This is a genomic window from Tsukamurella pulmonis (assembly GCF_900103175.1).
In the GTDB taxonomy this organism is placed as follows: domain Bacteria; phylum Actinomycetota; class Actinomycetes; order Mycobacteriales; family Mycobacteriaceae; genus Tsukamurella; species Tsukamurella pulmonis.
Window position 1 is genome coordinate 1497292 of the sequence record NZ_FNLF01000002.1, and the last position, 12421, is coordinate 1509712.

The following is a 12421-nucleotide window of genomic DNA, read 5'->3' on the forward strand; positions in this document are numbered from 1 at the left end:
GGTGACCCGCCCCACGCTGCTGGCCGCCGCCGCGGCGGCCCGGCTGGCCGAGGCCGGCGTCCCGTCGGCCAGGTTCGACGCGGAGGTCCTGCTCGCGGAGGCCCTCGGCACCGACCGCGGGCGCCTCCCGATCGCCGACGACGCGACGCCGGAGCAGATCGTCGCGTACGAGGCCCTCCTCGCCCGCAGGGCGGACCGGGAGCCCCTGCAGCACATCCTGGGCCGCGCGTACTTCGGGCCGCTCACCCTGGCCGTGGGGCCCGGAGTCTTCGTGCCCCGGCCCGAGACCGAGCTGCTGGCCGCGTGGGCCGCCGGGCAGGCCGGCTGCGGGGCGGCGATCGTCGACCTCTGCGCCGGCTCCGGCGCGCTGGGCCTGTACCTCGCGGCGACGGTGCCCGACGCCCGCGTCGTCCTCGTCGAGCGCGATCCGCGCGCCGTGGACTACCTGCGGCGCAACGCCGCGGGAGCCGCCCTCGCGGGCACCGCGACCGTGCTCGAGGCCGACGTGCGCGACCCGGGCCTCGCCGACCGGCTCACGGAGCTGCTCGGCACCGTCGACCTGGTGGTGACCAACCCGCCGTACGTGCCCGACGGTGCCGAACTCGACCGGGAGGCCGCCGCCGACCCGGCGCTCGCCCTGTTCTCCGGTGCCGACGGGCTGGACCTGATCCGCGATCTGGCGACGCTGGCGGCCCGGCTGCTCGCGGGCGGGGGAGCGGTCGGCGTGGAGCACGACGACAGCAACGGCGCCGGTACCGCCGCGCTGCTGCGCGCCGCGGGGTTCGGCGGCGTCGCCGAGCACCGGGACCTCGCGGGGAGGCCGCGGTACGTGACTGGCAGGATGGACCCGTGAGCATCGCCAGCCGCGCCTTCGATTGCACCGATCCCGATTCCCGTGCCGCGGGGATCAGCGCCGCCCGCGCCGCGGTCAAGGGCGGCCGCCTCGTGGTGATGCCGACCGACACCCTCTACGGCATCGGCTGCGACGCCTTCGACGGCCGCGCGGTCGCCGATCTGCTGGCCGCCAAGAACCGCGGCCCGGACATGCCCGTCGGCGTGCTCGTGGGCTCGTGGAACACCATCGACGGCCTCGTCAGCCGGGTCAGCGACGCCGCCCGTGAACTGACCCGCGCCTTCTGGCCCGGGGCCGTGTCCCTCGTCGTCGAGCAGGCGCCCAGTCTCGCCTGGGACCTCGGAGACACTCGCGGCACGGTGATGCTGCGGATGCCGCTGCACCCCGTCGCGATCGAGCTGCTGCGCGAGGTCGGGCCGATGGCCGTCTCCAGCGCGAACGTGTCGGGCCGCCCGCCCGCCGCCACCATGCTGGAGGCGCGCGATCAGCTGGGCGACTCGGTCGACGTCTACCTCGACGGCGGACCGTCGGAGCACGCCGTGGCCTCGAGCATCATCGACCTGTCCGGTCCGCAGCCGCGCGTGCTGCGCGAGGGCGCGGTGAGCACCGCCCGGATCGCCGAGGTCCTCGGCGTCAGCGCCGACTCCCTGGCCTGAGGCAGCAGGCGCTCTCCGCGTCACAGCCTCCCCACCGACGACGAACGCCCGGAACCGTGCAGGTTCCGGGCGTTCGTCGTCTCGGGGCCGGTCAGTTACCGGGGGCCGGGGCCGCCGGGGGCTGCGCGCCCTCGGCGGGTGCGGGCGCGTCGCCCCCGATCTGCGTGATGTCGGTGTTGATCAGGCCGCCCGCGTCGGTGATCAGCCAGTCCTGATCCTTGTCCATCGTCACGTTGTACACCGTGACCGATTCGCGGCCGCTGGGCACCTGGACGTTGCTGGTCTCGACCTTGACGTACGCGTTGACCTTGTAGATCGAACCGTTCTGCGAGCTGAGGACGGTGTCGAGGACGGTGCCCTTCGACACCCACTGCATCGGTTGGAAGAGCTGGTCCAGCACGGGCGCGGACGCGACGAAGCGCTCCTTGAGCTTCGGCGCGACGCCCTCGGCGATGCCGCTCTGGTAGGCGGGGAGGTCGCGGTAGTCGACCGTCGACGCGCGGACCGCGTAGTCGGCGGCCACTTTCCCGGCCTGTGCCCGGTCCGCCGCAGCGGCCTGGGCCTCGTCGTTGTCCGACTTCTGCATCCCCCACAGCACGCCGAAGGTGATCGACGTGGCGAGCAGCGCGAGGATGACGACGGTGACCACCACGGTCGTGACCGTCGCGCCGGCCGCCGGGACCGAGGCGGCGGCCTTGCGCGGCGCGGGGCGCCGAGCCGGCTTCGGACGCCGCCGCACCGGCGGCTCCTCACCCTCGTCGTCGTACTCGTACTCGTACTCGTCGTCCTCGTCGTACTCCTCGACCGGGGGAGCGGGGCGCTTCTTCGCGGTCGAGACCTTCTTCGTGGGGGCGGCCTTCGCAGGCTTCACGGGGACCACCTCGGTGGTCTCCTCCTCGTCCGCGTCGTCGCTCGTGTCGGTCGAGTCGTCGGCCGTATCCTCGACGGTCTCGGCGGCGTCGCCGGTGTCGATGGTCTCCTCGGTCGCCTCGACCTCGTCAGCGAGGTTCTTCTCGTCCGGGGTGGAATCAGTCACTTGTCGCGTAGCCAATCATGTGGGGGTTCGTCGGTCCGGCGGGCGTCACTTCTTGGGCGGGATCACCACCGTGAGGTTCGCGGCCCCGTCGGAACCGACCGTGTTCAATGCCTGCGAGAGTAGCGCGGCGATGTCGATCTGCGGCAGCACGTCCGTCATGGCCTGCACCACCGGGACGAGCGGCTCGGTGATCGGGCCCAGGTTCGCGAGCAGCTTGCTCGTGTCCGGGGCGATCTTGAACAAGAACGGGTTCACGGTCTTGGTGAGCTTATCCGGGCCGTCGATGCCCTTCATGAGGCCGTCGAGCGCTTTGAGCAGCTCGACGTCCTTCGTCACGAAGGTCCGGGTGGCCGGGCCGAACTCGCCGATCGCGCCGGGCAGCCAGGCCATGTCGGACTGGTAGTCCTGCGTGTTCTCCATCATCCGCCGGATGTTGGGCATCCGGGAGGTGAGGGTGCGGGCCAGCAGGTCGCCGGCCTGGGAGATGTTCGGCAGGGAGCCCTGCGTGTTGCTGGTCGCGTCCGCGAGCGTCTCGGTGATGCCGCCCAGATCGGTGGAGTTGATGTTGCTCGTCAGGCCCGAGATCAGCTTGAAGGTCTCGGGGAGCGAGAGCGGCTCCTTGATCTTGGCGGTGTCGATCGTCGCGCCGTCGGCCAGGTACGGGCCGTCGAGCGTGTCGGGGCGGAAGTCCACGTACGGCTCGCCGACCGCCGAGAGCTGCTCGATGCGCAGCCCGGTGTTCGACGGGATCTTGTACTTGCCGTCGTAGCGGAACTTCACCACGACCTTGCCGTCCCGACGCTCGATGGTCTCGATGTTGCCCACCTTGACACCGCGCAGCAGCACCGACGAATCGGGGAGCAACTGGTTGGCGTCGTCGAGCTTCATCGTGACCGAGCGGTAGTCCGCGAGCGGCCGCCACTGCAGCACGGAGAAGGCGATGTACGCCGTGCCCAGCACGAGCACCAATGCGAAGGTCAGGAGACTGAAGAAGGTGCTCTTTTTCACGGAACCGCTCCTACCATCCGAAGATTGTTGACCACCTGTTTGGTGGCCTCGGCGTTCGGCACGGAGCCGTTGGTGCCGATCTCCTTGACGTTCACCTTCGCCCCGCTGGCGAGGAACGGCAGGATCTTGTTCTTGAGCAGGTCCTCGAGGTTCGCGAGGTTCGCCTGACGCTCGCCCATGTTGGGCCAGCCCGGGAACATCAGCGGCTTGATCACCCCGGCCACGGCCGCGGTGGAGCTGTCGAGCAGGGGCGCGGTGAAGGAGAGCGGCGCCAGCGCATCGGAGAGCCGGCTGAGCACCCGGATGGCGCCGGTCGTCAGGTCGAGGGAGTCCCCGAGCCAGTCGTCCTGCGGCCGCAGCAGCGCCACCAGTACGTCGTCGTTGGCGTTCACCGTGTTGACCAGGCTTCCGACCGAGGTGATCGCCTGGCTCACGTTGTCGTTCTGCTGGCCGAGGTCGATCACGGTCTGCGAGACGGTCTTCATCAGGCCCGAGAACTTCTGCGGGTCCGCCGGCAGGTTGTCGTTGATCCGGCTGAAGGTGTCCTGCAGCTGCATCAGGCTGCCGCTGCCGAGGAAGTTCGCCAGGTCGGCGAGGATGTCCTCGATCTGCGTCGGCGGCTTGGTCTGCGAGGTGGGCAGCGTGTCGCCCGCCTTGAGCGGGGTGCCCGGCTTGCCCGGCGTGGTCTTGAGCGCCACGTAGGTGTCACCGAGGATCGTGTCCTGCTGCAGGGTCGCCGTCGCCGTGTTGGGCACCTTGACGCCGTTGTTGATCTTGATGTCGACGACGGCCTTCTCCTGCTCGAGTGTGACCTTCTGCAGGCGCCCGGAGACGACACCGTCGTAGACCACGCGCGCGCGGTCGGGCAGGTTGAGCACGTTGGTGAAGTCGAGGTGCACGACGTACCCGTCGCCGCCGCCCGGCTGGCCGGGGGCGGGGATGGTCGACGGGTTGAACCCGATGTTGCAGCCCGCGAGGGCCACGCCGGCCACCACCGTGGTGGCGGCGGTCTTCAGGGCCCGGGTGGTCAGTGGATTGCGCATCAGTACGCCGCTCCCGTCGCGCGCAGGACCGTGGAGATCAGGTCCACATTGACATGACCCGCGTCGGCGACCGTGCACTGGCCCGGGGCGAACCGGTTCAGGTTGTTGCACGTCTGGGCCGGGTTCTTGGACGGCACCAGCGATGACGGCGGGCGGTAGGTGATCTTCGTGGCCAGCGTCTTCTTGTCGACGCTCACCTGGAACGCGCGCACCAGCGGCGGCAGGATGTTGAGCAGGTCGCCGAACTGCTTGGAGCTGGCCGCCATGACCGTCGTGGCCGGCACGGTGACCTCGAGCAGCGGCGCGATGAAGGCACCGTACTTGTCGAAGACCTTGGCCAGCGTGTTCACCAGCGGGACCAGCTGCGGGAAGGCGCCGATACCGGTGTCCATCAGCGGCTCGCCGACGTTCTTGATGCGGAAGGCGTACTTGGTGAGGAACTCACGCATCTCGTCCCAGTTCTGCACCAGGCCGTCGGAGGCGGGGGCGAAGGCGTCGAGGATCGCGGCCACGTCGCCCATGCCCGGTCCGGGGTTGCGCATCAGTTCGCCGAGCTTGTTGGTCATCTCCGCGATCTCGGGGCCGGTGCCCTTGGTGGCCTTGTTGAGCGCGGGGATGGACGCCATCGCCTTGCGGAACTCGGCGTCGCCGCCGCCGACGGTCAGGTCGTCGACGACCTTCGAGACCGCCTGCAGCGACTCGGTGATCGACAGCGGCGTCTTGGTGTTGCTGATGCACTTGCCGGGCTGCCACGTGGGGCCGCCCTTGTAGGGCTCGAGCAGCTCGAGCCGGCGCTGGGCGACCAGCGAGTCGGCGACCGCGACCACACCGACGTTGGTCGGCAGCTTGCGGTCGGCGGGCAGGTCGAACTTCACGCGGGTGGTGGCGCCGTTCGGCGTGATCTCGGTGATCTCCCCGATCGGGTAGCCGAACTGCGCGACCTTGCTGCCGGTGAACAGGCCGACGGCGTTGTCGAGGTCGGCGCAGTACGCGGTGGTCTTCTGGGTGGCGCCCTTGAAGGCGACGCCGCCGACGACCAGCACGACGGCGATGAGGACCACGAATGCGGACATCGCGCCGCGGGAGGCGAGGAACTTACGCATCAGCAGGTCACCCCCGGGCTCGGAATGCAGACATTGGTGGCGAGGAAGGTCTTCTCGGACTGGTCGAGCTGGATCGTGCCGTCGGGCGCGATGGTCTTCTGCAGGTTCTTGAGCATCTCCTTGGCGTCGGCGATCGCCGGCTCGGCCTGCTGGACGACCTCACGGGCCTTCGCGACGAGCGCGTCGAAGCGGCTGGCCAGTGGATCGATGTCGTCGAGGTAGACGTTGAGCAGGGGACCGAGCCGCTGCACCAGCTGCGTGGTGTTGCTCAGGTAGCTCTTGAAGCCGGCCAGGTTCACCTCAGCGGCGCTGAAGAAGACGCTCATGTTCCGCATCAGGGAGAGCAGCAGGTCGCCGTTCTTGTTGACAGTGGTCGAGTACTCGCTCATCACCTTGACGAAGTCGCCGGCCTGATCCTGCTGACGCAGGATGTTGTCGAACATCCGGTTGAAGGTGCCCACGGTGTTGCGGATCGACTCCGGCTGGTCCTCGAGCGCCTGGTTGAGCTGCGACATCGATTCGCGCACCGGCGTCGCCTTGATCTTCTCGACCTTCGGCGTCGCCTGCTGGAAGGTCTCGAGCAGGCTGTAGGGCATGTTCACGCGCTCCGGCGGGATCGGCTTGTCGCCGAGGCTCGTGGTGCCCATCGGGGTAAGCGCCATGTAGTAGCCGCCGACCGTGGTGAGCATCTTCATCGACGCGGTGGTGGCGTCGCCGAGGAAGATGTCCTTGTCGACGCGGAACTTCACCCGCACGCGGTCATCGAGCAGCTCGACGCCCGAGATGGAACCGACGCTGATCCCGGCGACGCGCACGTCCACGCCGCTGCGGACGGCCTGCGCCTCCTTGAAGTCCGCCGAGTACTCCTTGGTGCCCGGCTGGAACACGAACAGGTAGCCGCAGACGGCCAGGATGATCACCGCGATGAGCGCGCCGACGATGCCCCAGTTCAGCTGGTTGCGCCGGTCCTGTTCCGCCGTCGGCAGCGGACGGTTGAAGAGGTTCACTTTGCGTTGCATACCGTCACCTTCTGGCCTGCGACGTACAGGTTGGTCATCCCGGGCAGTTTGGCCTCGCCGTTGCTGCACTTCAGCGATACGGCGCCGTCGGCCTGCGGGCGCGTGCCCTCGTTGAGCAGCTGGAAGATGCCGGGCAGGGTCGCCAGTGCGTTCACCAGCTGCTCCGCCGTCGGCATCGCGTTGCTGATGATGGCGTCGAGCGGGGGGTTCTCGTTCGGGGTCAGGCCCAGCGCCGCCAGCAGCGCGTTGGTGCGGCTGACCACGCCCGAGGTCTTGTCCGACCACTCGCGCATCGAGCCGACGTTGCTGGCCAGCGTGCGGGCGAACAGGTCGAGTTGCTGCAGCACCTTGGTCAGGCCGGGGGACGCGCCGCCGATGGACTGCGAGACCGAGCCGAGGTTGGTGATCAGCTGGGTGAGCACCCGCTGGCGGTCGTTGCTCACGGCCATGAGTTTGTCCAGCGAGCTGAGCAGCGGGCCGAGGCCCTCGCCGTTGCCCTCGATCACCGCGAGCACCGACTGCGTCAGGTGGTTGATGTCATCGGCGTTGAGCGTCGAGAGCACCGGCTTGAGGCCGACGAAGACCGAGGTGATGTCGAACGAGGGCTGGGTGCGCTTCTCGTCGATCGTGCTCCCGGGCTTGACCTCGGCGGCGGTGCTGCCCGGCGTCGGGCGCACCTCGAGGAACCGCGAACCGGTGAGGTTCTGGTAGCGGATCGCGAGAGTGTCGTCGGTGCGGAACTTGCGGTCCTGCTGCAGCGTGAAGGTCACCGCCGCGTTCGAGAGCCGGTGGTCGGAGGACTGCTTGACCGCGATGTCCTTGACCTTGCCCACCTGCACGCCGAGCATGCGCACGTCGTCGCCCACCTTGAGGCCGGAGACGTCCTTGAACTCCGCGTGGAAGGTGTCGAGGTCGCCCTGCGGCGGCCGCGTGAGCGCCTGCATCACGAGCACCAGCAACAGGATCATCACCGCGGCGAAGACCGCGATCTTGATCGCAGTGGCCTTGATCGATTTCATGGTGACTCAGCTCCCAGGCTTCGGGGTCGGGGTGCTCGGCTTCGCGGACGACGGGGCGCCCGATGTCGGTGCCGTCGGCTTCGCCGCGGGCTTCTCGCCCGGCTTCGGCGGGATGTACTGGAACGTCGGTGCCGGGGGCAGCATCGCGCTGACCGCAGGGTAGTCGATCGCGAGCCGCAGATTCAGCATCGGCCCGGTCGGGGTGTTCGGCATCGCCTTGCGCACGTTGTCGAGCAGCTCGCCGATCTGGATGCCGACGCCCGTAGCGCTTCCGTTCGGGAAGGCGTTGAGCAACGGCTGCATCAGGTTCACCAGCATCGGGACCGACGTCTCCAGGCCCTTGAGCGCGGCGGGGGAGAGGATCTTCTGCAGCGCGGCGGTGAGGCTGTCGCGCTCGTTGGTGAGCGAGTCCAGCGTCGCCTTGCCGCGGTTGACCCAGGCCTTGTCGTGCACGGGCTGGAAGTCGTACAGGGTCTTCAGGCCCGGGACCATCGCGGCGATCATCGAGTCCGCGCTCCCCAGGGCGCGGGTGATCTGCGGGAAGGTCTCGGCCGTGGTCAGGCGCTGGGTGTCCTGCACGGCCTGCGCGACGCTGCCGAACGCGGTGAACAGCGGGAGCATCGCCTTCGACGAGGCGTCGAAGTTCAGCAGGATCTGGCTCATGTGCGGGCGCAGGGCGTCGCTGTTGACGTCACCGATCGTGGCGATCATGTTCGAGACGGTGTTGTCCGTGATCGGCTTGGTCGGCGCGATCTGGGCGCCCTCCTGCAGCTGACCGCCACCGTCGTGCGGGGTCAGGATGACCTCGGTGACGCCGAACAGGTTGCCGGCCGAGTAAGCGGCCTCGAGGTTGTTGGTCAGCGACTTGCCGTCGGCCGACTTCATCGTGACCTTCACGCCCTGCTGGCCGTTGCCCAGCGCGGAGATCCCGGTGACGGTGCCGACCTGGATGCCCTGGATGCGCACGGGCGCACCGTCGACCACGCCTGCGGCCACGGCGGGGGAGCGCAGGGTGAAGGAGAACTCGTCCTTCGGCCACAGGGCCTTGATCAACCAGCCGACGAGCACGATCACGATGATGACGGCGACCGCGATGAGGCCGCGGCGGCGCAGCACCGACCGCTCGACCGACATTCCTGGTACGGAGACGACTCCCATTGGTTACCCCTTGAAGTAGACCGGGGAGGTGAAGCCCCACAGTGCGACGGTCATGACGAGGTTGAGGACGACGACCGCGACCAGGCTGGCCCGGATGGCCCGGCCGGAGGCGGTACCCACGCCCTCCGGGCCGCCGGAGGCGAAGAAGCCCTGGTAGCAGTGGATGATGATGACGGCGGTCAGGAAGACGGCGACCTTGATCACCGAGAAGATGATGTCGGGTCCGCTGACGAACTGACTGAAGTAGTGGTCGTAGGTGCCCGACGGCATCGAGTACACCGATTTGACTACCCAGGCGCACGAGAGCCAGGACAGGATCAGGGTGATCAGGTAGACGGGCACGACCGCGATCAGGCCCGCGAGCACGCGGGTGGTCACGACGAAGGACACCGAGCGCAGACCGAGGGACTCGAGCGCGTCGATCTCCTCGTTGATGCGCATGGCGCCGATCTCGGCGGTCATGCGGCAGCCGGCCTGTGCGGCGAAGCCCACGCCGGCGAGCATCGGGGCGAACTCGCGGGTGTTCGCGAACGAGGCCACGACGGCCGTCAGCGGGCCCATGCCGAGCATGTTGAGGATGGCGAAGCCCTGCACGGCGACGATGCCGCCGACGGTGATGCCGAGGACGGCCAGCACCGGAGCGGTGCCGCCGCCGACGATCAGCGCGCCGCGTCCCCACGTGATGTCCGTGAGGATGTACATGATCTGCGAGCGGTAGTGCTTGATCGCGTGCGGAACGGTTCGGATCACCTCGGCGACGAAGGAGACGACGTGGCCGATGGTGTCGAAGAGGCTCCAGGCCGAACCGGAGGGTCCGAACAGGTTGAAGAACCAGCGTGTGCCCCGTGGGCGGTAAACGGTTGCCATGTATCAGCTCACCTGTTCAGGTACGGAGTCGGTCGATGCGGCGGCGCGGTGGTGCAGGGTCGGCCCACGTCGCGTCCGGGTCGGAAGAGGGAGGGCCCAGCGGGAACGGGTCATGGGTCAGCCCACCTGCATGGGGAAGAACATCGTGGTGACCTGCGTGATGAGCAGGTTCAACGCGAAGATGACGACGAAGGAGAGCACGACGGTCGCGTTCACCGCGTCGGCGACGCCGCGCGAGCCGCCGCGCGCCTCGAGGCCGCGCTGGCAGCCGATGATCGCGATCACGGTGCCGAAGATGACGGACTTGATCAGCGAGATCCACACGTCGACCGGGTGCGCGAACGAGCCGAAGGACAGCCAGTACGCGCCGGGCGTGACGCCCTGGCCGCCGACGGCGACGAGGTAGCCGGCCAGGGTGCCGACGGCGATCACCAGGATGTTGAGCAGCGGGGCCACGATCCACGCGGCGAGCAGCCGCGGCACGACGAGGCGGTTGAGCGGATTGATGCCCATGACCCGCATCGCGTCCGTCTCCTCGCGGATGGTGCGCGCGCCGAGATCGGCGGCGATCGCCGAGGCGCCGGCTCCCGCGAGCAGCAGGCCGGTGGCGATCGGGGCGCCCTGCGTGATGACGGCGAGGCCGCCCGTCGCGCCCGAGAGCGAATCGGCGCCGAGCTGGGAGATGATGTTGCCCACCTGGATCGAGATCACGATGCCGAACGGGACGGCGATCAGCACGCCCGGCACGGTGGTGACGCCGATCATGTACCAGATCTGGTTGAGCGCCTCTTTCCACTGCAGGCGGCCGCGGACCGTATCCGTGACGAGGGCGACCACCGACAGGATCAGCATCCGCACGCTCCGGCCGATCGTGCGGATGGAATCCACGACGGTGCTGGAGAAGTTCTTGCTGATGATGGACCAGTAGGAAGGTCGCTTGGCGGGCTCCCCGCCGTGCGCAACGGACTGCGTCACCGCGAACGTCTCCTCTCGACTGTGGCCACACTGTGACCCACATGCTGCGTTCTCAGGTGTATGACCGAGGACACTATAACGGCCGCGCGAGTGATGTGCGTCATTGGCCTGCTTCGCCGGAGCTCAGTGAGCGACTCGTCAGTAACATTTGGGCTGATCGGCGGCGACTGTCCATCCGCTCTGGTCAGGCGGGGTGTGCCCGAAGCGGATTCGCGACTCGACGGCCGCCGAACGCGGTCGGCGTCGGGGTGCGAGTAGATTCGCACGCGTGCACATCGAGATGCTGGGCGGACCGGTCGTGGGTGCCGGCGCTGCCGGGGTCCCGATGCGGGAATTGCTGGTAGTGGGACTGACAGCTGCAGTTGTCACATTCTTCGCAACGTCGCTGGTGCGGGTCGTGGCCACCCGGTTCGGCGCCGTCGCGGTGCCCCGCGCCCGTGACGTCCACGTCGTTCCGACGCCCCGCTTGGGCGGCGTCGGCATATATATAGGGATGACCGCGGGGATCTTCCTCGCCGCGCAACTGCCCGCCCTCACCCGAGGCTTCGCCTACTCGAAGGACGCCGTCGCCGTGCTCGTCGCCGGCGGCGTGATCGTGGTCGTCGGGATCATCGACGACCGCTGGGGGGTGGACGCGCTCACCAAGCTCGTCGGCCAGATCTTCGCCGCCGCACTACTGGTGGTGATGGGGGTGGCCTGGAACGTGGTCTACGTCCCGGGGATCAACACGACGGTGGTTCTCGACCAACTGCAGGCGGGTCTGCTCACCGTGGTGGTCGCCGTCGCCACGGTCAACGCGATGAATTTCATCGACGGCCTCGACGGGTTGTTGGCCGGTGTGGCCGCGCTCGCCGCGCTCGCGATCCTGATCTTCTCCGTGGGTCTGATGTTCGACTCGGGCGGCGACGCCCCGTCGTATCCGCCGGCGCTCATCACCGCGGCCCTCTTCGGCGCCTGCATGGGCTTCCTGCCGCACAACTTCCAGCCGGCGCGCATCTTCATGGGGGACTCCGGCTCGATGTTGCTGGGGCTCACCCTGGCCGCGGCGTCCACATCGGCGTCCGGGCGGATCTCGCAGAACGCGTACGGCACGACCGACATCTTCGCGCTGCTGCTCCCGCTGCTGCTCGCGGTCGCGGTGATGTTCGTGCCGATGCTCGACCTGCTGCTCGCCGTGGTCCGCCGCACCCGCGCGGGGGTGCACCCGTTCACCGCCGACAAGATGCACCTGCATCACCGACTGCTGCAGATCGGCCACAGCCAGCGCCGTGTGGTGGTGGTGATCTACCTGTGGGTGGGTGTGCTGGGCCTGAGTGCCGCTGCCTCGACCATGCTGCCGCCGACACTGATCGCGCCGCTGTTCGGCGCGGGTCTGCTCAGTGCCCTGGTCTTCACCGTGGTGCCGCGGATCGTGCCCAGGCTGCGGGAACGCTACTCCGAAACCGCGAGGTCAGGCACATCGTCCAAGACGGGTGCCCGCTAACGCGGTACGCGCGTCCTGTTGTACTATCGTGTGTAGTTGAACGGCTGGATCACGGCACGGCCCCGATGTGGGGAGTGTCCCCACTTCTTGGTAGAGTCTCAGCCAATCACAAAGAATCCGTGATGTGACCCACGCTACGGATTCGGCAGACGCCGCCCCCGGTCGCCGCGAGACCTTCGCAGGAGCGACCCTGACCCCGAA

At 68.5% G+C, this 12421-nt stretch carries 12 protein-coding genes; 3 read left to right on the forward strand and 9 right to left on the reverse strand.

Features of this window, described 5'->3' with window-relative positions:
- The first annotated feature begins 1 nt into the window (after position 1).
- Positions 2–853, forward strand: a complete 852-nt coding sequence (gene prmC, locus BLQ62_RS07565; protein ID WP_068566409.1) for a peptide chain release factor N(5)-glutamine methyltransferase — start codon at positions 2–4, stop codon at positions 851–853.
- A complete protein-coding gene (locus tag BLQ62_RS07570) occupies positions 850–1509 on the forward strand; it encodes an L-threonylcarbamoyladenylate synthase (protein WP_231857637.1) in 660 nt (219 codons plus the stop codon). The genes prmC and BLQ62_RS07570 overlap by 4 nt, the downstream gene beginning before the upstream one ends.
- Before the next feature lie 91 nt (positions 1510–1600).
- Here BLQ62_RS07570 and BLQ62_RS07575 read toward each other — a convergent pair whose 3' ends face one another.
- From BLQ62_RS07575 to BLQ62_RS07615, 9 genes are all read right to left on the reverse strand, one after another.
- Complete coding sequence (locus BLQ62_RS07575; protein WP_068566406.1) at positions 1601–2545, reverse strand: hypothetical protein; 945 nt, start codon at positions 2543–2545, stop codon at positions 1601–1603.
- Positions 2546–2590: 45 nt separating this feature from the next.
- Entirely contained in the window at positions 2591–3553 is a 963-nt protein-coding gene (locus BLQ62_RS07580; RefSeq protein WP_068566403.1) for an MlaD family protein, read from the reverse strand.
- Positions 3550–4596 carry an MlaD family protein gene (locus tag BLQ62_RS07585; protein ID WP_068532366.1) on the reverse strand — a complete coding sequence of 349 codons (1047 nt, stop codon included), beginning with the start codon at positions 4594–4596 and terminating at the stop codon, positions 3550–3552. Before BLQ62_RS07585 ends, BLQ62_RS07580 begins: the two co-directional genes overlap by 4 nt.
- Positions 4596–5699: an MlaD family protein gene (locus BLQ62_RS07590; RefSeq protein WP_068532364.1), complete on the reverse strand. Its 1104-nt coding sequence runs from the start codon at positions 5697–5699 to the stop codon at positions 4596–4598. Before BLQ62_RS07590 ends, BLQ62_RS07585 begins: the two co-directional genes overlap by 1 nt.
- Complete coding sequence (locus BLQ62_RS07595; RefSeq protein ID WP_082756588.1) at positions 5699–6718, reverse strand: MlaD family protein; 1020 nt, start codon at positions 6716–6718, stop codon at positions 5699–5701. The genes BLQ62_RS07590 and BLQ62_RS07595 overlap by 1 nt, the downstream gene beginning before the upstream one ends.
- Positions 6703–7737: an MCE family protein gene (locus BLQ62_RS07600; protein WP_068532360.1), complete on the reverse strand. Its 1035-nt coding sequence runs from the start codon at positions 7735–7737 to the stop codon at positions 6703–6705. The genes BLQ62_RS07595 and BLQ62_RS07600 overlap by 16 nt, the downstream gene beginning before the upstream one ends.
- A 6-nt stretch (positions 7738–7743) precedes the next feature.
- Positions 7744–8895 carry an MlaD family protein gene (locus BLQ62_RS07605; RefSeq protein ID WP_082756586.1) on the reverse strand — a complete coding sequence of 384 codons (1152 nt, stop codon included), beginning with the start codon at positions 8893–8895 and terminating at the stop codon, positions 7744–7746.
- Between the two features lie 3 nt (positions 8896–8898).
- Positions 8899–9762 (reverse strand): ABC transporter permease, encoded by an 864-nt coding sequence (locus tag BLQ62_RS07610; RefSeq protein ID WP_068532352.1) that lies wholly within the window; start codon positions 9760–9762, stop codon positions 8899–8901.
- 117 nt (positions 9763–9879) lie between these two features.
- Positions 9880–10737 (reverse strand): MlaE family ABC transporter permease, encoded by an 858-nt coding sequence (locus BLQ62_RS07615; RefSeq protein WP_068566397.1) that lies wholly within the window; start codon positions 10735–10737, stop codon positions 9880–9882.
- 280 nt (positions 10738–11017) lie between these two features.
- On the opposite strand from BLQ62_RS07615, the gene BLQ62_RS07620 reads away from it, so the two are divergent.
- Positions 11018–12220 carry a glycosyltransferase family 4 protein gene (locus BLQ62_RS07620; RefSeq protein ID WP_068533636.1) on the forward strand — a complete coding sequence of 401 codons (1203 nt, stop codon included), beginning with the start codon at positions 11018–11020 and terminating at the stop codon, positions 12218–12220.
- The last annotated feature ends 201 nt before the right edge of the window (positions 12221–12421 follow it).

Bases quoted from the DNA above. Each gene is read 5' to 3' on its own strand.
- BLQ62_RS07585 (WP_068532366.1), bottom strand. From the start codon at position 4,596: ATGCGCAATCCACTGACCACCCGGGCCCTGAAGACCGCCGCCACCACG.
- BLQ62_RS07600 (WP_068532360.1), bottom strand. From the start codon at position 7,737: ATGAAATCGATCAAGGCCACTGCGATCAAGATCGCGGTCTTCGCCGCG.
- BLQ62_RS07605 (WP_082756586.1), bottom strand. From the start codon at position 8,895: ATGGGAGTCGTCTCCGTACCAGGAATGTCGGTCGAGCGGTCGGTGCTG.
- BLQ62_RS07620 (WP_068533636.1), top strand. From the start codon at position 11,018: ATGCTGGGCGGACCGGTCGTGGGTGCCGGCGCTGCCGGGGTCCCGATG.
- BLQ62_RS07595 (WP_082756588.1), bottom strand. From the start codon at position 6,718: ATGCAACGCAAAGTGAACCTCTTCAACCGTCCGCTGCCGACGGCGGAA.
- BLQ62_RS07610 (WP_068532352.1), bottom strand. From the start codon at position 9,762: ATGGCAACCGTTTACCGCCCACGGGGCACACGCTGGTTCTTCAACCTG.
- BLQ62_RS07590 (WP_068532364.1), bottom strand. From the start codon at position 5,699: ATGCGTAAGTTCCTCGCCTCCCGCGGCGCGATGTCCGCATTCGTGGTC.